The sequence below is a fragment of the Intestinimonas sp. RTP31139st1_F5_RTP31139_211217 genome, assembly GCF_040226735.1.
GTDB classification, from domain to species: Bacteria; Bacillota; Clostridia; order Oscillospirales; family Oscillospiraceae; genus Intestinimonas; species Intestinimonas butyriciproducens.
Window position 1 is genome coordinate 55,661 of sequence record NZ_JBCOAQ010000006.1, and the last position, 20,944, is coordinate 76,604.

16 protein-coding genes are annotated in these 20,944 nt (G+C 60.9%); 10 read left to right on the plus strand and 6 right to left on the minus strand.

The window, feature by feature from the left end:
- Nucleotides 1-159 precede the first annotated feature (159 nt).
- Genes ABUA09_RS06580 through ABUA09_RS06590 form a run of 3 tightly spaced genes read right to left on the minus strand, consistent with a single transcriptional unit; the run spans nt 160 to nt 6,369 of the window.
- Entirely contained in the window at nt 160-3,342 is a 3,183-nt protein-coding gene (locus ABUA09_RS06580; protein WP_279202948.1) for a peptidase, read from the minus strand.
- Entirely contained in the window at nt 3,329-5,785 is a 2,457-nt protein-coding gene (locus ABUA09_RS06585) for an efflux RND transporter permease subunit (protein ID WP_349949223.1), read from the minus strand. Before ABUA09_RS06585 ends, ABUA09_RS06580 begins: the two co-directional genes overlap by 14 nt.
- The gene (locus ABUA09_RS06590) at nt 5,758-6,369 is read right to left on the minus strand and encodes a TetR/AcrR family transcriptional regulator (protein ID WP_349949224.1); all 612 of its coding nucleotides are present in this window, start codon (nt 6,367-6,369) and stop codon (nt 5,758-5,760) included. The genes ABUA09_RS06585 and ABUA09_RS06590 overlap by 28 nt, the downstream gene beginning before the upstream one ends.
- 298 nt (nt 6,370-6,667) lie before the next feature.
- Between ABUA09_RS06590 and fumC the strand changes: the two genes are divergently transcribed.
- The 6 genes from fumC (at nt 6,668) to ABUA09_RS06620 (ending at nt 13,753) form a co-directional block, all read left to right on the plus strand.
- Complete coding sequence (gene fumC, locus ABUA09_RS06595; protein WP_208319347.1) at nt 6,668-8,035, plus strand: class II fumarate hydratase; 1,368 nt, start codon at nt 6,668-6,670, stop codon at nt 8,033-8,035.
- A gap of 20 nt (nt 8,036-8,055) precedes the next feature.
- Complete coding sequence (locus ABUA09_RS06600) at nt 8,056-9,231, plus strand: NAD(P)-dependent malic enzyme (RefSeq protein ID WP_033117497.1); 1,176 nt, start codon at nt 8,056-8,058, stop codon at nt 9,229-9,231.
- Nucleotides 9,232-9,257: 26 nt separating this feature from the next.
- A complete protein-coding gene (locus tag ABUA09_RS06605; RefSeq protein ID WP_033117449.1) occupies nt 9,258-10,280 on the plus strand; it encodes an aldo/keto reductase in 1,023 nt (340 codons plus the stop codon).
- Between the two features lie 97 nt (nt 10,281-10,377).
- Nucleotides 10,378-11,517: an S-layer homology domain-containing protein gene (locus tag ABUA09_RS06610; RefSeq protein ID WP_058117104.1), complete on the plus strand. Its 1,140-nt coding sequence runs from the start codon at nt 10,378-10,380 to the stop codon at nt 11,515-11,517.
- Between the two features lie 272 nt (nt 11,518-11,789).
- Entirely contained in the window at nt 11,790-12,383 is a 594-nt protein-coding gene (locus ABUA09_RS06615) for a cytidylate kinase-like family protein (protein WP_033117450.1), read from the plus strand.
- A complete protein-coding gene (locus ABUA09_RS06620; RefSeq protein ID WP_462937289.1) occupies nt 12,380-13,753 on the plus strand; it encodes an MATE family efflux transporter in 1,374 nt (457 codons plus the stop codon). Before ABUA09_RS06615 ends, ABUA09_RS06620 begins: the two co-directional genes overlap by 4 nt.
- A 41-nt stretch (nt 13,754-13,794) precedes the next feature.
- Here ABUA09_RS06620 and ABUA09_RS06625 read toward each other — a convergent pair whose 3' ends face one another.
- On the minus strand, nt 13,795-14,790 hold the full coding sequence (locus tag ABUA09_RS06625) for a GH25 family lysozyme (protein ID WP_052082629.1): 996 nt from the start codon (nt 14,788-14,790) through the stop codon (nt 13,795-13,797).
- A gap of 138 nt (nt 14,791-14,928) precedes the next feature.
- Here ABUA09_RS06625 and ABUA09_RS06630 point away from each other — a divergent pair, with 138 nt between their 5' ends.
- The 3 genes from ABUA09_RS06630 (at nt 14,929) to rbr (ending at nt 18,562) form a co-directional block, all read left to right on the plus strand.
- Nucleotides 14,929-16,140, plus strand: a complete 1,212-nt coding sequence (locus tag ABUA09_RS06630; protein ID WP_349949225.1) for an NADP-dependent isocitrate dehydrogenase — start codon at nt 14,929-14,931, stop codon at nt 16,138-16,140.
- A 186-nt stretch (nt 16,141-16,326) separates the two neighbouring features.
- Nucleotides 16,327-17,910, plus strand: coding sequence for a vWA domain-containing protein (locus ABUA09_RS06635; RefSeq protein WP_208319350.1), 1,584 nt, complete (start codon nt 16,327-16,329; stop codon nt 17,908-17,910).
- Nucleotides 17,911-17,965: 55 nt separating this feature from the next.
- Entirely contained in the window at nt 17,966-18,562 is a 597-nt protein-coding gene (rbr, locus tag ABUA09_RS06640; protein WP_116722214.1) for a rubrerythrin, read from the plus strand.
- A 439-nt stretch (nt 18,563-19,001) separates the two neighbouring features.
- On the opposite strand, the gene ABUA09_RS06645 is transcribed toward rbr, so the two are convergent.
- Nucleotides 19,002-19,502 carry a hypothetical protein gene (locus ABUA09_RS06645; protein ID WP_116722213.1) on the minus strand — a complete coding sequence of 167 codons (501 nt, stop codon included), beginning with the start codon at nt 19,500-19,502 and terminating at the stop codon, nt 19,002-19,004.
- A 103-nt stretch (nt 19,503-19,605) separates the two neighbouring features.
- Here ABUA09_RS06645 and ABUA09_RS06650 point away from each other — a divergent pair, with 103 nt between their 5' ends.
- Complete coding sequence (locus ABUA09_RS06650) at nt 19,606-19,803, plus strand: helix-turn-helix domain-containing protein (protein WP_207215997.1); 198 nt, start codon at nt 19,606-19,608, stop codon at nt 19,801-19,803.
- Between the two features lie 231 nt (nt 19,804-20,034).
- Here ABUA09_RS06650 and rnfB read toward each other — a convergent pair whose 3' ends face one another.
- Nucleotides 20,035-20,931 carry an RnfABCDGE type electron transport complex subunit B gene (rnfB, locus tag ABUA09_RS06655; RefSeq protein ID WP_116722212.1) on the minus strand — a complete coding sequence of 299 codons (897 nt, stop codon included), beginning with the start codon at nt 20,929-20,931 and terminating at the stop codon, nt 20,035-20,037.
- Nucleotides 20,932-20,944: the final 13 nt, after the last annotated feature.

The following is a 20,944-nucleotide window of genomic DNA, read 5'->3' on the forward strand; positions in this document are numbered from 1 at the left end:
TCTATCCTCCCAAAAAGGCAGGCACACTACCAATTGTGCTAATCTCGAACAGACCGTTTTAGTATAGTATATTCTGCGGTTATTTGCAAGCCCTTTCCCGCTGTAAAAGGCCTCCGCTCCCGGCGACCATCTCCCGGGATGCGGAGACCCTTCTTTATACTATACTGCCGCCTTGCTGCGGTCCTTTTTTTTGTGCCGGAGCAACACCAGCAGGGCTGCCAGTACCGCGGCGGACGCCGCAAAGAGCCAGGGAGAGGGGACGCCAGGCCTTGTCAGCACCGCAAAGGATCCCTCGCGCTCCATAGGAAAGCTGAGGTAGCTCCCCTCTCGCCGGGCCTCCGCGAGCCGCAGCGCGCCGTCCTGCCAGACGGCCACGCACACCTCCCCCTTGGCGTCCGGGACCCGGACACGGACGGTATAACCGCCTTGGGGCTCCGCCTGCCCCCTGTCCTCCACCGAGAAGGTATATCCGGCCGCCAACCGATATCCCTCCAGAAGTTTGCCCGCTCCCGGCGTCCAGTCCTCCGCCTCCAGCCTGGCTCCGGGGGCAAACGCTCCCTCCAGCAGCAGCACGGGCTGTTCCTCTCCGGTGGAAATCGTGGTGATCCAATCGCTGTACACCGCCTCCACCGTCCGGCTGCGAGTGATATTCTCCTGGGAGAAATCCTCCCAGGCCCCATAGACGCCCTCCCTCCGCGGGACCTCCGGAATGGACTCCGGGTCCAGATCTCCACCGTAGGGGACCGCCAAGGTCTTGATGGCCGCTCCATCCACCAGAAACGTAATGCGGAAGCCCAGGAATTCCTCCGGCATACCGGGCACTGCGGCAAAGTCCTCATAGTCCATGGGTTCCGCCTTTCCCGCATAGTCCACGCCATCGATGCCCGCCAGGGATTCCCGAACAAAATAGTTTCGTTCCACCTCGCCGTCCGCCATGCCCGCCACGGCCCCGAACCGTTCTCCACCGCCGACGACAGACACCATGGTATAGCACTCCCGGATATCATGCCCCTCTCCGGCCACGCCGCCCACCTTGTCGTTTCCCGTAAGGGAACACAGGGCATAGCTCCGGCGGATGACCGTGCGGGAGAGTCCGGCCACTCCGCCGCACTGGCCTCCCGAGGTGGTCTCCACATCCCCGGTGTTCCGACAGTCCAGCACGGCGCCCACCTCGCCCCGGCCGATGATCCCTCCGGCGCAGTCGTTTTTCGCTGTGACCGCGCCGGCGTTGCGGCAGTCCCGTACCGTAGCTTTGATATAGGCAGTGGTGTCCGAGAGGAGCTTGTCGTTCTGGATGTCCAGGTCCTCTTCCGGGTCCAGGCCCAGCTCAGTGGCCAGAATACCGGCTACACCGCCCACGTTGGCGTCGCCGGTCACTTCACCGTGGTTAGCACAGGAGATGACCCTGCCCTGCTCCCCCTCCTGCTCCACGCTGTCGGACACATCATCCACCGTCTTTTCCGGCGTGGAACCCAGATCGGTGATGGCAGAGCGGACACTGTCCAGTTGGCTGAGGATATCCCCGGTGGTATCGTGGAGGTCCCGGTTGGCGGAGGCCGCGCCGTCGGTGAGCCGGTCCACCCGGTCTCCAATCAATTGGAGCTGCTCGTCGATCTGATCGGCCGCATTTCCACCCTTTCCGCTCAGCGCCCCCAGCCACTGCCGAAGCATATCCTCAATGGCATCCACGGCGCTGTTGACGGTGCGCAGCTCTCCAATGGCGGCGTCGCTGAACCCTTTGCAGGCGCTTTGGAGCCCGTCCGCCGCCCCCGACACCCGATCCAGGGCCGCGTCGGCCTCCTCCCACGTGTCGTCCGCCGCGTCGCCGAAGTCGTCCAGGGCGTCCCCCAGATTTTCCCGCAGTGCGGTCACATCCCCGCTGATCTCCCGGAGCGATGTCCCAATGGAGGTCAGCGCACGCTCCACATCGTGGCGCTTCAACTCCTCCACAGCGTCCTCCAGCGCCTCCAGTGTGCCGCCGTTCAGCAGACTTCCCGCGGCCCGCACCACCCCATCCAGGGCGTCAAAGTAGGCGCCGATCTCCTCGATGGCCGCGCTGATGCATCCGGCCTGAACTTCCATATCCCTGACCTGGGCATCCAGTGTGAGCCGCGCCTCATAGGCCGCGCTGTCCATAGCGGTAAAGCCCTTGTCCAGGCAGTCACGGAGCGCGTCCATGGCGTCGCCCAGCTCGGTGAGATTCCGGTCCGCCGCCGCGGCGAAGGTCTCCGTCTGGTCCAGAAGTGTCCCCAGCGCCCCGTTGATGATCTGAGCCGAGTCGTAGATCGCCTCTCCAGCCGCCTGGGCGTCCTCCCTGCCGTCGGTCCCTGCGGTATGGGCGGTCTCCCGAATGGCGTCCATGGCGCCGCTGACGGCCTTCAGGTCGTCCACGGCGTCCCCGCTGTAGCCGCTGATCTGGTCGGTGAGGCGGGTCATGAGGCCGGAGAGCCGGGAGAGCTCGTCGTCCAGTCTCTGCATGGGGTCCTCCCCATAGGTCAGGACAGTATAGGGCTCGAACTGTCCCACGATACCGCCCACGTCCTTGCGCCCCCAAATGGAGCCGTAATTCTCACAGCCCACCACACTGCCGTTCTGCCGCCCGGCGATACCGCCCACATTGTAGCCGGTGTGAGGATAGCCGATCTCCCCGTGATTGACCGAGCCGGTGATGGTACCGGAAGAGCGGCCCGCAATGCCGCCTGTGTCCTGGGCATCGTCATTGGCGTCCGGATCAATCGCGCCCCGGTTGATGCAGGCTTCGATGGTCCCCTCATTGCGCCCTGCAATGCCGCCGGTGTGGGTCACACCGGTGATCTGAGCCTGATTTTCACACTGCCGCAGCACGCCGGTGGCCTCGTTGACCCCCACCAGACCGCCCACATCCTCCTCGCCGGAGACCGTACCGGAGACGGTCACTCCGGTCACCGTGCCCTCGTTCCGCCCGCACAGCAGGCCCAGCCCGCTCTTGGTGCCCTCCGGCAGGATCTCCCCTTCCAGCTCCAGATTCCGGACCACCGCCCCCTCTTTGAGGTAGCGGAACAGGCCCTGGTCGGACCCCTTGCCCGTGACCCGCAGGCCGCTGATGCGGTGTCCGTTCCCCTCAAAGACGCCGCAAAAGATGGGAATGGGCCGGAATGCGGCGTTTCCCAGGTCGATGTCCGCCGTGAGCTCTACGGTGAGCCCCTGGCTCCAGGTGTCCAGCGTGCAGCTTTCAGACAGTGCGATCAGCTCCCGCGCCGTACCTACGGAGACCGTCCGCCCCTCCGCGGCGGAGGCGGGGCACAGTCCCAACGTCAGGCAAAGCGCCGTCAGGAGGGAAATGATCCGTTTACTTTTCCGCATGCCTGCTCTCCTCCTCGTCTTCCAGCTCCAGCTCCTGATACTTGCTCTCGATCAGGGCGTCCACACTGCCCCGCAGGACGCCCTTGAACTCCCCGTCCACGAAGCCGGAGACATGTCCCCGGAGGTGTCCGTCCACCCGCATGACGCCGTTGTGGAATCGCTGCTTCCGGTTGCGGTTGAGGGTAATGGCGGTCTTTTCGATGATCACATCGCCCAGCATCAGCATCTGGGGCAGCACCGTCATGACCAGAATGATGGAGGTCACGGTGCCCCGGCCCAGAGCCAGCCCCACGGAGCCGATGGTGGCGTCGGTGGAGATCTCGGCAATGAGAAACCCCGCCACCGACATGACGCTGCCCGAGGTGAGAATGGTGGGAAAACTCTGGCTCAGCGCCTCTACAGCCGCCTGTTTTCGGTCCTTATAGTAATTTTTCAATTCCATATAACGATTTGTTATTACAATAGCGTAGTCAATGGTGGCGCCCATCTGGATGGAGGAGACCACAAGGTAACTCAGGAAGAACAGGTTGGTCCCTGTGAGATAGGGAAAGGAGAAGTTGATCCAGATAGAGCCCTGGATGGTGAGCACCAGCAGCACAGGGAGCCCAGCGGACTTGAAGGTGAACAGCAGGATCACCATGACGAAGAGGGCTGTGAGGACACTGATCTTCAAATTGTCCTGCCCGAAGGATTCCGACAGGTCCCGGGCGTTGGTGGAGTTGCCCACCAGCACCACATCATCTCCGTAGTAGCTGCCTGCGATGGCGCGGATCTGGTCCAGCAGGGCATAGGTCTCCTCCCCCTCCTCGGGCACATCGGCGGTAAAGACCAGCCGGGACCAGTGCTCGCCCCGGAGCTGCTCCAGGCCCTGGTCCAGGGTCTCCTGGAGATCGTCCACCTTCTCCTCCTGGTCGTCGGTGAGCTTTACCACGCCTTTGTCCTTCTGCTCACAGAGGAACTCAAATACATCCACCAGAGGCACGGCGTAGTCGTCCGGGTCCTGAAAGACGGCGCCGTACTCCTCGTTGGAAAGGCCATAAGCCTGGAAGAGGAGCCTGGAGAGCTCCACATCCACTCCGGCCAGTTCCGCGAACTGCCTGGGCGTCATCCTGTCCGTGAGATAGCGCCCGTCCTCCACCTCGATGTTGGCAAGGCCGGTGGCGGCGGTGACATTGTCCAGATCCTCCACCCTGCGGAGGACCTTCCCCTCCTTATCATAGTCTCCCCTGGGGACCAGCACGGCGATGGTGTTCTTGTCCCCAAAGGTATCATGGACCTTCTCGTCGGCGATCTGCCAATCCGGCTTGTTGTCAAAATCCGCGGAGTCGGCCGAACAGACATATTCACACCGGTTGGAAAAGAACACACAAGCGATCACCACCGCCAGAAAGACCGGCGGGAGTACATACCGGAGCTTCACCACCGCCCGGCCCCAGAAGTCGATCTTGGGCACCAGATTCCGGTGGCGGGTACGCTCAATGGGCCGGTTGAAGAGCATCAGCAGGCCAGGCATCAGGAGAAATACAGAGATCATGGAAAATATGATGCCCTTGGCCAGAACGATACCCATATCAAAGCCAATCCGCAGCTGCATGAGCATCAGGGCCACCAGTCCGGATATGGTGGTGAGGCTGGAGGAGGAGATCTCTACAATGGCCTTGGAGAGGGCGGTGATATCGGCTTCCCGCGCCTCCAGGCCGTTGTCCCGCTCCTCCATGTAGCGGTGACAGAAGATGATGGCATAGTCGATGGCCAGGGCCAGTTGGAGTACCACGGCGATGGCGTTTGTGATGAAGGAGATGGTGCCGAACCAGTAGTTGGTGCCCATGTTGAGGATGGCGGCCACCACAAAAACGATGAGGTAGACCGGTACCTCCATATAGCTCTTGGAGGTGAAGAGGAGGACCACCACAATGACTACGGCGGCGATCATGAGGATGATGCCCATCTCCCGCTGGAGATCGGCGGAGGTGTCCCGTCCCACCTCGGTGGAGAGGTAGGCGTCATAGTCCGCCAGTATCGTCCGGATCTTTTCGACGGCCTCCTCCGCCGCCGGATCGTCGGCCTCCCCGTCGAAGGTGACGGAGAAGAGGGCGGCCGCGCCCCGATAATGGTCGCTGGTATCGTCAAAAGCCACCTCGGAGACGCCCGGAATATCCGCCAGCTTCCCCGAGAGCGCCTCCGCCCGCTGGTATGTAATGTTGTCCACCATGACGTCGGCGCTTGCCAGCGTGATGAATTCCTGCTCCATCAGGTCAAGGCCCCGGCGGGTCTCGGTCTCGGCCGGAAGATAGGAGGTAATGTCGTCGTTTACCTCTACCTTGTCGATAGAGCCGACGCAGAACACCGACGCCACCAGGAACACCATGAAAAACGCTTTCCGCTTGTCGACGATGAAACGCGACAGCCTCGTCATCACATTTTCCGATCTCTTCTCTTGCATGGAACTCCCCCCTCTTCAGGCAAAAAACGCTCCAGGCACTCCGCCAGGCAGCTCTCATCCACTGGATCGTCCTGCACCGCCCACCAGCGCACCATGGACAGGATCCCACCGGCACAGAAGCGGGCGGAGAGCTCGTCCTGTACCGAGGCTCCCCTACTTCCCATCGTCCGCACCCGGCCGCACATCTTCTCCACCACCGCGTCCTCCAGCAATTGTAGCGCGGCTCCGCCCCCCGTGATGCCGGAGAGGTAGAGTTTCCGGTGGTCCCTGAGGAAGGTGAGCGCGTTGCGGAATACCGCCAGGAAGTAGTCCCGCTCGCCGGTACAGCGGCCCTCCTGCTCCTCCGTCATCTCAAATTCCTGCTGGAGCTCTCCGATGGCATAGCGCAGGAGGGCATACTTATCCTCAAAGTGGGCGTAAAAGGTCGTGCGGTGGACCATGGCCCGCTCACAGATATCCACCACCGACAGCTCCTGGAACGGCCGCTCCTCCATCAGCGCCAGCAGTGCGTGCACCAAAAACTGTTTGGTCCTCCGCTGCCGCAGGTCCTCCCGCTCCGCCGTCCGTTCCCTTTCCCGTTTCACACGCCCGCTCCCCTTCCCCGTTTGATAAGGGCATGATACACCTGTGCAGAACGTCTGTCAAGATAACAGACATATGTATATTATCTATTCCAGTATTGGCCCCATCACCTCTGTCTCCTTCTGTGCAGAACGCCCGCGACCCCCATGAGCGTCCCGCCGCCGCGGCCTGTCTGCTCCGCAGCCGCGCTCCGGGCGGCCCTATGTCGCTTTTTCGGCGGGTCTCCAGGCATCAGGGTATGGAAATCCGGCGCAGAATGTGGTATAAAAAAGAAAACCAAATCAGAAAAGGGGCAGGCATATGGGAGATTACCGCATAGAACGGGACAGCATGGGGGAGATGAAGGTGCCGGCAGACCGGTACTGGGGGGCCCAGACCCAGCGAAGCTACCAGAACTTCAAGATCGGGACGGAGCGGATGCCGCTGGAGATCATTCACGCCTTCGGTGTTTTGAAAAGGGCCGCCGCTATGGCCAATCACCGGCTGGGACGGCTGGATGACGCCAGATTTCAGGCTGTCTGCGCCGCCTGCGACGAGGTGACCGCCCACAAGCTGGACGACCACTTTCCCCTGGTGGTGTGGCAGACCGGCTCCGGCACCCAGAGCAACATGAACGTCAACGAGGTGGTGGCCAACCGCGGCAACGAGCTGGCAGGAGAACGGCTGCTCCACCCCAACGACCACGTAAACATGTCCCAGAGTTCCAACGACACCTTTCCCACCGCCATGCACATCGCGGCGGCGGTAGAGATCGAGGACCGGCTCTTCCCCGCGCTGGACGCCCTGACCGCCACGCTGCGGCGGCTGGAGGCGGAGAATGCCGACGTGGTGAAATCGGGGCGCACCCATCTCCAGGACGCGGTGCCCATCACACTGGGCCAGGAGGTGAGCGGCTGGCGCGCCTCCCTGGAGCGGGACCGGACCATGCTGGAGGCGGCACTGCCCGGGCTCCATGAGCTGGCCCTGGGCGGCACTGCGGTAGGGACGGGCCTCAACGCCCCCGCCGGCTTTGCCGAGGAGGTGGCCCGGGCGGTGAGCGAGCTCACTGGAAAGGACTTCGTGACCGCCCCCAACAAATTCCACGCGCTCACCAGCAAGGATGAGCTGGTATTTGCCCACGGGGGGCTCAAGGCCCTGGCCGCCGACCTCATGAAGATCGCCAACGACGTGCGCTGGCTTGCCTCCGGCCCCCGGTGCGGCCTGGGTGAGATCCGTATTCCGGAAAACGAGCCCGGCTCTTCCATCATGCCGGGCAAGGTGAACCCCACCCAGTGCGAGGCGGTGACCATGGTCGCCGTCCAGGTCATGGCCAACGACACGGCCGTGGGTATGGCGGCCAGCCAGGGCAACTTCGAGCTCAATGTGTTCATGCCCGTGTGCATCTATAATTTTCTCCAGTCCGTGCGCCTGCTGGCCGACTGTATGGACTCGTTCAACGACAACTGTGCCGCCGGCATCACCGCCGACCGGGAGAAGTGCCGCCACAACCTTCACAACTCCCTCATGCTGGTGACCGCCCTCAATCCTTATATCGGCTACGACAACGCGGCCAAAACCGCCAAGCTGGCCCACAGAGAGAACATCTCCCTAAAGGATGCCTGCGTGAAGCTGGGCTTCCTGACCCCTGAAAAATTTGACGAGGTCTTCCATCCGGAAGAGATGGTGTGACCGGAAAGGACGGTATTCCCATGGATGAAATCAGCCAAAAGTCCCTGGAGCTGCATTACGCCCTCCGGGGCAAGATCGAGGTGGTCTCCCGCAGGCATGTGGAGAGCCGGGAGGACCTGTCCCTTCTGTACACACCCGGCGTGGCCCAGCCCTGCCGGGAGATCCAGGCCGACTACAACAAATCCTTTGACCTGACCCGCCGGAGCAATCTGGTGGCCGTCATCACCGACGGCTCCGCCGTGCTGGGTCTGGGCGACATAGGTCCGGCCGCCGGCATGCCGGTGATGGAGGGCAAGTGCGCCCTTTTCAAGGAGTTCGGCGGCGTGGACGCCTTTCCCATCTGCGTGGATACCCAAGACGTGGACAAGCTGGTGGACACCATCGCCCTCATCTCCAAGAGCTTCGGCGGCATCAACCTGGAGGACATCGCCGCCCCCCGCTGCTTTGAGGTGGAGAGGCGGCTGAAGGAGCGCTGCGACATCCCCGTGTTCCACGACGATCAGCACGGCACCGCCATCGTGGTGGCAGCCGCCCTGCTCAACGCCATCAAGGTCACCGGGAAGGAGATGGGCAAGGTCAAGATCGTCATCAACGGCGCCGGCGCCGCAGGCATCGCCATCGGAAAGCTGCTCATCCGGATGGGCTTCGGCAACGTGGTGATGTGCGACATCAATGGCGTCATCTGCGCGGGGGACCCGGGACTCAACCCCGGCCAGGAGGAAATCTCCCACATCTCCAATCTGGCGCATGAGCACGGCACCCTGGCTGACGCCCTCAGGGGCGCCGACGCCTTCATCGGCGTGTCCCGGCCCGGTCTGGTCACCGCGGAGATGGTGCGTACCATGCGCTGCGGCATCGTGTTCCCCATGGCCAACCCCGTACCGGAAATCATGCCGGAGGAGGCCCGCAGGGGCGGCGCGGCGGTCATCGGCACCGGACGGAGCGACTTCCCCAACCAGATCAACAACGTGCTGGTGTTCCCCGGCATCTTCAAGGGGGCCCTCATGGTGCGGGCCACCGACATCACCGAGGGCATGAAGGTCCGGGCCGCCCGCGCCCTGGCCGCCCTTATCCCGGAGGAGCAGCTCTCTCCGGACTACATCATTCCCTCGGTCCTGGACAAGTCCGTCGCCGACGCCGTGGCCAAGGCGGTGGCCGACGAGGCCAGGGAGCAGGGCATCGCCAGAATCGGATAAAGCAGAAGAGAGCGGAGGTCATTCCTATGGATATGGTAACGCTGGGCAGGACCGGCATCACCGTCAACAAAAACGGCTTCGGGGCGCTGCCCATCCAGCGCGTCTCCCGGGAGGAGGCCGCCCGGCTTCTCCGCATGGCGCTGGATGCGGGCATCACCTTCTTCGACACCGCCCGGTTCTATACCGACAGCGAGGAGAAGATCGGCTACGCCCTCTCGGACCGTCGGGACGCGTTCTATCTCGCCACCAAAACGGCGGCCACCACGGCGGAGGGCTTCTGGTCTGACCTGGAGACCAGCCTGCGGAATCTGAAGACCGACTATATCGACATCTATCAGTTCCACAACCCCGCCTTCTGCCCCAAGCCTGGGGACGGCTCCGGGCTCTATGAGGCCATGCTGGAGGCCAGGCGGCAGGGCAAGATCCGCTTCATCTCCATCACCAATCACCGCATGACCCTGGCCCATGAGGCCATCCGCTCCGGGCTCTACGACACCCTTCAGTTCCCCTTCTGCTACCTGGCCACGGACAAGGACATCGCGGTGGCGGAGGCCTGCCGGGAGGCGGGCATGGGCTTCATCGCCATGAAGGGGCTCTCCGGCGGGCTCATCAACAACTCCGCCGCCGCCTATGCCTGGCTGGCCCAATATGAGCACGTGCTGCCCATCTGGGGCGTCCAGCGGGAGCGCGAACTGCGGGAGTTCCTCTCCTATATCCACAACCCTCCCACCCTCACGGCGGCGCTCGCCGCCGTGGTGGAGCGGGACCGGGCCCAACTCCAGGGGAATTTCTGCCGGGGCTGCGGCTACTGCATGCCCTGCCCCGCAGGGATCGAGATCAATAACTGTGCCCGGATGTCCCTTATGATCCGTCGGGCCCCCAGAGAGGCCCAGCTCACCCCCGAGATGCAGGAGAAAATGGCCCGTATCGAGCAGTGCCTCCACTGCAATCAGTGCGCCCGAAAGTGCCCCTACGGTCTGGACACCCCCAAGCTTCTGGAGGACAACTATCGGGACTACCGGGAGATCCTGGCGGGCAAGGCGCTGTAGCGCAGCTTTTCCGCCAAAATCAGCGCCGCAAAGGCTGGCGAGGCTCCGGGTTTCATTCCATTTACAGTCCCGATCATCTTTTAGGAGGAATATACCTATGGAAAAATTTCACTCCAGAATACTAGGCATACTTCTGTCCTTGGCCCTGATGTTCTCCCTTACCCCGGCAGCATATGCTGCCGGGGTAAGGGATTTGCGCCTTCAGACAGCTTTGGCAGCTCAGTTGAAGGAACTAGATCTCTTCCTTGGCGTAGGGGTGCTGGAAGATGGCTCTACTGATTTTGACCTGGACCGGGCCCCCAGCCGCGTGGAGGCAGTGACCATGCTGGTACGTTCCTTGGGTAAGGGGGTACAGGCAGAGCTGCAGCCCAAAACCCATCCTTTTACGGATGTCCCCGCCTGGGCCGATGGATATGTGTCCTATGCCTATGACCAAGGCCTCACCAAAGGGACCGCGGATACCGCCTTCGGCACCGAAGACACCGCCACCGGTGCTATGTATGTGACTTTCATGCTCCGTGCCCTGGGCTATGCCGACGGCGCCGACTTTACCTGGGATTCCCCCTGGTCCCTGGCAGAAGACTGCGGTATCCTGCCTGAAATTGTGGACCGGAATAACTTTCTTCGGGCTGATGCCGTTGCTGTAACCTGTGCTGCTCTTTTCGCAGAGCAAAAGGACAGCAATGATACGCTGGCACAGAAACTCGTAGATAGGGGCGCATTTTCTCAGGCAGAATTTGAGACAGCATTCCCCAGAAATCCCTTCCTGGATGCGGTGCCGGAGGAGCCGGAGGCTCCCTCCGACGCAACAGAGGAGGAACAGGCCTCCTATGACGCCGCCATCGACGCCCTGATCAAGGGCGAGATGAATGTCACCGTGGAAGCCCGCCTGGAGGCCGGCACCTGTACCGTACTCAGCACCAGAACGGATGGGTGGGCCCACGGTCCCGTGTTTGTCCTCGCCTTGGTCTACAAGCCGGGCTCTGCCCAGGGCGCCGGTGAGACGGTCTTGCTGCCGCTGCCCCCGCGCAACGGCCTTGGTATGCGAGCCGCTCCAGAAGAACCGGTCCTCAGCGCCGATGGACGTACCCTAACCTATACCTGTACCATTCCGGAGACAGTGATCGTCAACCCGGGGCATCCCGAAGAGGCCGTCCTCTCTGAGGCCGGCCTGTACCAGTACACCGTAGACCTCTCCACAGGAGAATCCACTCTGGAGATCGTTGCTTTGGCATGATAAATCCGTTGTTTCTGGTGTCTATCGCAACGCCTGTCATCGCCCGAACCTATCCTGCGAGCCCTTGTATTTTATCCGGGACGGCGGCCTTTCATTGAGCGGGAAGCCACGGACAGCGCTTCTGGGCCGTGGCCTCACAGCTTTTCCTCCAAAATCAGCGCCGGAATACCACGGTCAGGTGTAGAACCTGACCGTGGTATTTTTTCTTTTCTTATGGTATACTTTTCTTAGAAAATTCTTTCTTTCCGTCCTACGACAAGGAGGTAGTAGTTATGGCGCATACCGTTCTCACCATCGGCCGCCAGTTCGGCTCCGGCGGGCGCATTGTGGCCCAGCGGGTGGCTGAGGCCCTGCACATCCCTTTCTACGACAAGGCCGTCATCGATCTGGCCGCCAAGGAGACCGGCCTCTCTGAGGAGTTCATCCGTCAGGCTGAGCAGAAAAAGACCAGCAGCTTTCTCTACAATCTCTACATGAGCACACAAAACCTGCCGGTGAGCGACCAAGTGTTCATCGCCGAGTCCGATGTGATCCGGAAGGTGGCCGCCCAGGGGCCCTGCGTCATCGTGGGACGCTGCGCCGACTATGTGCTGCGCAACCAGGAAGACGTGCTCAATGTCTTTATCCACGCGCCGCTGGACGAGCGCATCTTCCGGGCCAAGGAGGAGTACCATGTGGATGCTCCGGATGTCCGCTCCTATGTCCTCAAGCACGACAAGAGCCGCGCGGCCTACTACGAGCACTTCTCCGACCGGGTATGGGGCAAGGCCCAGAACTATCATCTCGCCGTCAGCAGCACCATCGGACTGGACAACGTGGTAGACCTCATTTTGACTTTGGCCAGGGAACGGGGGCTCGGCGCGTGACACAGCAGCCCCAAGAAAACAAGATGGGCGTCATGCCCGTCAACCGCCTCCTCCTCACCATGTCCCTGCCCATGATGATCTCTATGCTGGTACAGGCTCTTTACAACGTGGTGGACAGCGTGTTCGTCTCCTATATCAGCGAGGACGCTCTGGCCGCCGTGGGTCTGGCCTTTCCCGCCCAGAACCTCATGATCTCAGTGGCCGTGGGCACCGGCGTGGGCATCAACGCCCTGCTCTCCAAGAGCTTGGGAGAGAAAAATTTTGAGACCGCCAACCAAGCTGCCGTCAACGGCGTGTTCCTGGCCTTCTGCTCCTGGGCCGTCTTCGCCGTGCTGGGCGGCTTCTTCTCCCGCACCTTCATGACGCTCCAGACCCAGGTGGACTCCATCATCAGCTACGGCACCACCTATCTCTCCATCGTATCGGTGGTCTGCGTGGGTATGATGTTCCAGATCTGCTTTGAACGGCTCCTCCAATCCACCGGCAAGACCATCTTCACCATGATCTCCCAGGCCACCGGCGCGGTGATCAATCTGATCCTGGACCCCCTGCTCATCTTCGGCCTCGGTCCCTTCCCCGAGATGGGCATCGCCGGAGCCGCCTGGGCCACGGTGCTGGGCCAGATTGTGGGCGCCCTGCTGGGCCTCTACTGCAATCTGCGGCTCAACCCGGAGATCAGCCTGAATTTTCGGGGGTTCCGCCCCTCGGGTGCCATCATTCGGAAGATTTACGCTGTGGGCGTGCCGTCCATCATCATGTCCTCCATCGGCTCGGTGATGACCTTCGGCATGAACAAGATCCTGGGGGCCTTCAACTCCACCGCCGTGGCGGTCTTTTCCGCCTACTTCAAGCTGGAGTCCTTCATCTTCATGCCGGTGTTCGGCCTCAATAACGGCATCGTCCCCATCATCGCCTACAACTACGGCGCGCGGAAACCGGACCGGATGGTCCGCACCGCCAAGCTGGGCGTTCTGTACGCCCTGGGCATCATGCTGGCGGGGGTGGCCCTTTTCTGGATCGTTCCCCGGCAGCTTCTGGGGATCTTCAACGCCTCGGACTATATGCTGGAGATCGGGATTCCCGCCCTGCGGCTCATCAGCCTGAGCTTCCCCTTCGCCGCCTTCGGCATCGTCACCTCCTCCGTGTGTCAGGCTTTGGGCCACGGCGTTCTGAGTCTGATCGTCTCCGTCCTGCGGCAGTTGGTGCTCATTCTCCCCTCCGCTTGGCTTCTGGGACATTTCGTGGGCCTCGCCGCCACCTGGCTGGCCTTCCCCTTCGCGGAGATCTTCTCTTTCTCCCTGAGCTGTTTCTTCATGTTCTATATGTACCGCACCGTTATTCAGCCGCTGGAGCACCCGGCGGCTGAATAACCCGAAGGGCCGGCCCCTCTTCAGGGGCCGGCCCTCTGATTTCATCCGGGCAGCCGCAGGACCTGGCCGGGATAGATGAGATCCGGGTTCCGGATCCCATTGAGCCCCGCCAGCTCGGCCACGGTGGTCCCATACCGCCGGGAGATGCCCCACAAGGTATCTCCTGCGCGCACGGTATAGGTCCTCTCCTGGGCCCGCCCCGGGAGCTTCAGCTCCTCCCCCACATAGATAAGATTGGGGTCGGCCAGAGCATTGAGCCGGGCAATGGCTCCCACGGTGGTGCCGTACCGGCGGGCAAGAGCCCAGAGGGTGTCCCCCGGTCGGACCTGATAGCGCCAGACCTCCTCCGGTACCGGCCGCTCCTCCTCCCGGAGGAGGACGCCGTCGGTAAACCGGTCCAGATCCACACGGCCGGACACACCGCTCACCCGTCCCTCGTCGGTGTACTGCCAGCCGGTCCAGGCCGTCCAGTTGGCGGACACATCGGGTTCGTCCGCCCCGTAGTCCGCCACCCACAGGGGATAGCCGCTCATGCTATCGTCCATGCGGTATCCGGCGGCATAGGCGTCGGAGTACACCATGGGCCGCTGGCCGAGGGTCTCCTCCACCGCCTCCAGAAAGGCAAGGCCCACAGCCCCGGCCTCCTCCCGGTCCATCCCGCCGAAGGTCTCAAAGTCCATCACCGGACGGCAGTCCGCCGGAAGATCCCGGATGAGGGCGGCAAAGTGCGCGGCCTGCCGTCTGGCCCCCTCCTCGGTAACGGCGTCCATATAGTGATAAAAGCCCACCTTCAGTCCGGCGGCGGAGGCCCCCTCGTAGTGTTGGCGATAATATGCGTCCACCCCGGTCTCTCCGTAGCCGGCACGGATATACACCGTCTCGATCCCGTCCGCTTTCGCAGCCGCAAAATCCACATTCCCCTGATACACGCTTACGTCCATGCCCCGCATCTGCTCCCCGGACACAGGGCCGATGGCCAGCGCGGGCGCACATAGCAGAAGGCCGCACAGCAGTGCGGCCCAGATTCGTCTGCCCATACCGTTTCACCTCTCCTCAGAATCGGGACACAGCGTCCCCTTGGATTCTATGCAGAAAATGGAACCGGGGTTCTTGTGTTTTTTCCCGCGACCGCATATAATGAAACAGATCAAAACAGCTCAAGGAGGTCCAAAACCATGGAAAAAATCAAAATGACCACCCCTCTGGTGGAGATGGACGGGGATGAGATGACCCGCATCCTGTGGAGCGACATCAAAGAGCTCCTTCTCACGCCCTATATCGACCTGAACACCGTCTACTTCGATCTGGGTCTCCCTGAGCGGGAGCGCACCCATGACCAGGTGACGGTGGACTCCGCCGAGGCGACCAAAGCGTACGGCGTGGCGGTAAAGTGCGCCACCATCACCCCCAACGCCCAGCGTGTGGAGGAGTATCGGCTCTCTCAGATGTGGAAATCCCCCAACGGCACCATCCGCGCCATTCTGGACGGCACCGTGTTCCGCGCTCCCATCATGGTCAAGGGGATCTCTCCGGTGGTGAAGAACTGGAAGAAGCCCATCACCATCGCCCGCCACGCCTTCGGCGACGTCTACAAGAACACCGAGTACAAGGTGCCCGGCCCCGGAAAGGCGGAGCTTCTCTTTACCGGCGCGGACGGCGCCGAGCACCGCCAGACCATCTATGACTTCCAGGGTCCCGGCGTGCTCCAGGGGCAGTTCAACACCGCCGCCTCCATCACCTCCTTCGCCCACGCCTGCTTCCAGTTCGCCCTGGATACCAGGCAGGACCTGTGGTTCGCCACCAAGGATACCATCTCCAAGCAGTACGACCACACCTTCAAGGACATCTTCCAGGAGATCTACGACGCCCAGTATGCCAAGAAATTCAAGAAGCTGGGAATCGAATACTTCTACACCCTCATCGACGACGCGGTGGCGCGGGTCATCCGCAGCGAGGGCGGTTTCATCTGGGCCTGCAAGAACTATGACGGCGACGTGATGAGCGATATGGTCTCCACCGCCTTTGGGTCCCTGGCCATGATGACCTCCGTTCTGGTCTCCCCCGACGGGAAGTATGAGTACGAGGCCGCCCACGGCACCGTCACCCGCCACTACTACCAGCACCTCCAGGGCAAGGAGACCTCCACCAATCCCATCGCCACCCTCTTCGCCTGGACCGGGGCCCTGCGGAAACGGGGCGAGCTGGACGGCATCGCCGCCCTCCAGGCCTTTGCGGACAAGCTGGAGCAGGCCTCCATCGCCGTCATCGAAGGCGGCACCATGACCAAGGATCTGGCCGGTCTGTGGGAGGGCAATACCCCCGCCGTCACTGTGACCAGCCGGGACTTCCTTCTGGCCATCCGGGATGAGCTGGAGAGGCGTCTATAAGAAACGTTCTGTTCGGGAGCCGGTTTGTGAAAACCGGCTCCCGATTTTTGTCCCCAGGCCAAGGAGGAGGAAGCGCGGCGGCTTTTCATCAAAATATCAAAAAATGGGAACTTTTTCTTTTCCATTCCGTCTATCCATATATCACGCAGCCCGGGCTGTTATCTGATTTGGAATGGAGGCTCTCACATGAAAGCACACCGGTATCTGTCTCTTGCACTGACAGGGGCCCTTCTGCTCGCCGCCGGAGGCTGCGGCGCGGGGGGAAATTCCAGCGGCGCAGCGCCCGCCGCCGACATGGCCGCGCCTGCCGCGGGTTCGGCGGTATATGCCAGCGCGGGCGCCCCGGCCGAGGCCCAGGAGGGTCTGCCGGAATTTTACACCGAGGAGTACCGCTATCTCGCGGAAAACGGCTTCCACGCGGTATCCACCGCCCCGCTGTCCACCTTCGCCGCCGATGTGGACACCGCCTCCTACGCCAACCTCCGCCGGATGCTCCTCTCCGGGCAGGAGGTGCCCGCCGACGCAGTGCGCATCGAGGAGCTCATCAACTATTTCCACTACGACTACCCCACGCCGGAGGACGGCGCACCCTTCTCCGTCTCGGCCGAGATCGCCCCCTGCCCCTGGAACGGCGACACCCTCCTTCTGCGGCTGGGGCTCCAGGCGCCGCAGCCGGATTGGGAGGCCATGCCCCGCTCCAACCTGGTTTTTCTCATCGACGTGTCCGGCTCTATGGAGAGCTATGACAAGCTTCCCCTGGTCAAGCAGGCCTTTCTTCTGCTGACCGAGCACCTGCGTCCCGATGACGTGATCTCCATCGTCACCTATGCCTCCAGCGACCAGGTGGTGCTGGACGGCTGCACCGGCGACGAGGCGGAGACCATCCAGGCCGCCATTGAGGATCTGGCCGCCGGCGGAAGCACCGCCGGAAGCCGCGGGATCACAACAGCCTACGCATTGGCGGAGGAGCACTTCATCCCCGGCGGCAATAACCGGGTGATCCTGGCCACCGACGGGGACCTGAACGTGGGCGTGACCAGCGAGGGAGAGCTTGTCCGGCTCATCGAGGAAAAAAAGGAGAGCGGCGTGTTTCTCTCGGTGATGGGCTTTGGCACTGGAAACCTGAAAGACAACAAAATGGAGGCGCTGGCCGACCACGGTGACGGCAACTACTCCTACATCGACAGCGCGCTGGAGGCCAAGCGGGTACTGGTGGAGGAGATGGGCGGTACCCTCTTTACCGTGGCCAAGGACGTGAAGCTCCAGGTGGAATTCAATCCCGTCGTCTTGAAGGGCTACCGGCTGATCGGCTATGAGAACCGCCTTTTGGACGCGGAGGATTTCGCCGACGACGCCAAAGACGGTGGGGAGATCGGTGCCGGCCACCGGGTCACCGCACTTTACGAGCTGGTGCCCGCCGACTCCCCTATGGAGGTCCCCGGCGCGGACCTCAAGTACCAAACCGCTGCAGACACCGGCAGCGATGAGTGGTTGACGGTTAGCATACGCTACAAGGCGCCGGACGGCGCGGACAGCTCCCTGTTGGAGTACCCCGTCGGACAGGAGGCGCAGGTGGCCGCGGCCTCAAAGGACACCGCCTTTGCCGCCTGTGTGGCCCAGTTCGGCATGCTGCTGCGGGATTCCGCTTACGCCGGAAGCGCCACCTATGCCGGCGTGGCGGAGCAGTTGGAGTCGCTTCCAGGACTGGAGGACGACGCGTATCAGGAAGAATTTCTCTATCTGGTAAAACAGTTGGCACGAAAGGGTTAATTTTCCGCCTCCAGGACATAATACGCTTACTTCAAAAAACAAGGAGTGAGCGTACATGTCCATTGCGTTTGAAAAGAGTGAGACCCACCGCAACCTGCTGCGGGCCTTTGCCGGCGAGAGCCAGGCCCGGAACCGCTATACGTTTGCCGCTGGTCTGGCCAAAAAGCAGAATTTACAGGTCATCGAGCAGGTCTTTCTCTTCACCGCCGACCAGGAGCGGGCCCACGCCAAAGTCTTTTATAACTACCTTCAGTCCCTCTCCGGACAGAACATCACCATTGACGGCGCCTATCCCATCGACCTCTATCCCACGACCCTGGAGCACCTGCGCGCCGCCCAGCACAACGAATACCAGGAGTGGGAGCACGACTATGCCGGTTTTGCCAAGATTGCCATGGAGGAGGGCTTCGCCGAGATTGGCAAGACCTTTGAGATGATCGCCGCCGTGGAAAAAACGCACGGGGACCGCTTCGGCCGCTTTGCCGATCTGGTGGAAAACGACGGGCTCTTCCGGTCTGAGGCAGGCGTCAAGTGGATGTGCCTCAACTGCGGACAGATCATCGACTCCACCCTGGCCCCCGCCACCTGTCCCATCTGCAAGCACCCCCAGGGGTTCTTCATCCGCCTGGGTATGGCGCCGTTTCAGCCCTGACCGGGTATAGACCCGAGCGCGCAAAAAGGGCCTGTTGCAAAATAGAATTCCGAGAAAAACATGATGACAAAAAGTTCTGAAGAATTGCCGTATTAAGCAATTCTCCAGAACTTTTTTAATAGGTCAATTTTCAATTTTGGCCTCTAAAACGTATTTTGCAACAGGCCCTATTTCAGCCACCTATTTTCCTTTGGGCTTTCCATGCCCAAATAGGATAATTACTAAAGCCGAAGATAAAAAGCAACCCAAAAGGCCGAATACATTGGATGAATCAAACAACTGTGCAAATGACGCAACGCTTGAAAAAATGTTCGCCCCGTGTTTAATTTTTTCTGATACGGCATACCCCATAATGTAGGAGATGGTCTGTATCAACAGCAATAGCCCCAAAATCTGCCATAATCTTTTATATTTGTTCATCTGTCATGTTTAAGTTCCATCATACAGGAAAATGATCAGTGGCATACACGTCGGAATAAACTAAATTTGTTCTGGCAGAATCCGAGTATAGGTATATCGCAATTCTCATTTTTGATCCATAACGCCCGCCAATCACAGTTCCATATCCGGTATTCCCAAATACTTCATAATACTCAGAGACTGCATCGGCGGCATAGGAAGAAATAAATGCACCTACCGCACCTCCGCCGATAGAGGCACCCGCACCTCCGCCAAACAGGGCCCCTAACGCGGAGGTTGCGGCAGTGATGGCAGCGCTCGTCAATGCCTTCTCCATTTTTTCCGCGCTCCTGGCGTCAAAGGAAAAATCGGAATAGCTCCTTTGCCATTGATTGAACTCAAAGGGCTGTAAACTTCCCTGCAACGTAACAGTTGCGGGTTGACTCGTGTCTGTTTCCACGGCACTAGCTGGGAATACACACACACCGAAAATCAGCGCGCTAGCCAATGTTATGCTCAAAATCTTTTTAATGCCTTTCATGTTAAACTCCTTTCTCCACAAAGTTTTTCCATTTCTTCACCTGCTCAACCTCTCTATCTATTTTAGCACTTTTACCATATATGTCAACTGTTTTTAGCCTCTTTTGTTTAATCAAGACATCCTATCAGACCGTTTCTCAAAAGTTCATCCTCCCCCGAAGCTGCGCTCGTCTGACGACGAGAGGGAACAAATTATCACCGCCCTTAAGCTCAACAACGGTCACCGGGAAAATACCACCCGGTATTTGGGTATCTCCCGTCGGACGCTGCAATATAAGCTGAAAAGATACGGTTTGAAGTGATTCTGCCTCCCGGCCCTTGGCTTGTGTGAAAAGAACAGCGGGATCGCACCCTGTTCCGGCATACAATAAAAAATGGGCCTGTTGCAAAATAGAATTCCGAGAAAATCGTGATGACAAAAAGTTCTGGAGAATTGCTTGATACGGCAATTCTCCAGAACTTTTTTAATAGGTCAATTTTCAATTTTGGCTTCTAAAAGGTATTTTGCAACAGGCCCTTTTCGTAAACGTAGCTTATTCCTTGGTCTCTGCCTTGGGGGCGGCAGGCGCCGTTGCGGCAGCGCCGCCGACCGGGGCCGCCGGCTTGGGCGCCGCGGGCTTCACCACAGGCACCTTGCCGTCTACGGTGATCAGCTTGCGGGGGCACTTCTGGGCACAGATGCCGCAGCCGATACACTTGTCGTAGTCGATGTGGGCCAGATTGTCCACCATGGTGATGGCTTCCTTGGGGCAGGACTTGGCACACAGGGAGCAGCCGATACAGCCGTTGGAGCAGACCTTGGTGACGGCAGGGCCCTTGTCCTTGGAGGAACAGGGGATAGTGACGTGCTTCTTGGTCTTGTAGGGCTCCAGGGCGATGATGTGGCGGGGGCAGATGTCCACGCACTGGTTACAGGCCTTGCACTTGTCCTCGTCCACCTTGGCCACGCCGTCCACCACATGGATGGCGTCGAAGGGGCAGACAGACTCGCAGGTCCCCATGCCCAAGCAGCCGTACTGACAGCTCAGGGGGCCGCCGCCGGGCAGGCGGGCGGCGGCCAGGCAGTCGTGCACGCCGATATAGGCGTACTTCTGCTTGTCGGCGCCGCAGCCGGTGCAGTGCACCTGGGCCACCATCTTCACGGAGTCCCCGGCAGCCACGCCCATGATCTCAGCGATCTGGGCGGCCACTGATTCACCACCAGCAGCGCATTTGTTGACCGGGGCCTCGCCCTTCACCACGGCGGCGGCATAGCCGCCGCAGCCGGCATAGCCGCAGCCGCCGCAGTTGGCGCCGGGCAGGCAGCCCGCAATGGCCTCCTCACGGGGGTCCTTCTCCACGGCAAACACCTTGGAGGCATAGGCCAGAATCAGTCCAAATATCGCAGCGATAACGCCCAGGACCACAACGGCCATAATTACAGTATTCATACCAGTTTGCCTC

Bases quoted from the DNA above. Each gene is read 5' to 3' on its own strand.
- ABUA09_RS06605 (WP_033117449.1), top strand. From the start codon at position 9,258: ATGGATATGGTAACGCTGGGCAGGACCGGCATCACCGTCAACAAAAAC.
- ABUA09_RS06630 (WP_349949225.1), top strand. From the start codon at position 14,929: ATGGAAAAAATCAAAATGACCACCCCTCTGGTGGAGATGGACGGGGAT.
- ABUA09_RS06645 (WP_116722213.1), bottom strand. From the start codon at position 19,502: ATGAAAGGCATTAAAAAGATTTTGAGCATAACATTGGCTAGCGCGCTG.
- ABUA09_RS06615 (WP_033117450.1), top strand. From the start codon at position 11,790: ATGGCGCATACCGTTCTCACCATCGGCCGCCAGTTCGGCTCCGGCGGG.
- ABUA09_RS06600 (WP_033117497.1), top strand. From the start codon at position 8,056: ATGGATGAAATCAGCCAAAAGTCCCTGGAGCTGCATTACGCCCTCCGG.
- ABUA09_RS06610 (WP_058117104.1), top strand. From the start codon at position 10,378: ATGGAAAAATTTCACTCCAGAATACTAGGCATACTTCTGTCCTTGGCC.
- ABUA09_RS06625 (WP_052082629.1), bottom strand. From the start codon at position 14,790: ATGGGCAGACGAATCTGGGCCGCACTGCTGTGCGGCCTTCTGCTATGT.
- rnfB (WP_116722212.1), bottom strand. From the start codon at position 20,931: ATGAATACTGTAATTATGGCCGTTGTGGTCCTGGGCGTTATCGCTGCG.
- ABUA09_RS06635 (WP_208319350.1), top strand. From the start codon at position 16,327: ATGAAAGCACACCGGTATCTGTCTCTTGCACTGACAGGGGCCCTTCTG.
- fumC (WP_208319347.1), top strand. From the start codon at position 6,668: ATGGGAGATTACCGCATAGAACGGGACAGCATGGGGGAGATGAAGGTG.
- rbr (WP_116722214.1), top strand. From the start codon at position 17,966: ATGTCCATTGCGTTTGAAAAGAGTGAGACCCACCGCAACCTGCTGCGG.
- ABUA09_RS06585 (WP_349949223.1), bottom strand. From the start codon at position 5,785: ATGCAAGAGAAGAGATCGGAAAATGTGATGACGAGGCTGTCGCGTTTC.
- ABUA09_RS06580 (WP_279202948.1), bottom strand. From the start codon at position 3,342: ATGCGGAAAAGTAAACGGATCATTTCCCTCCTGACGGCGCTTTGCCTG.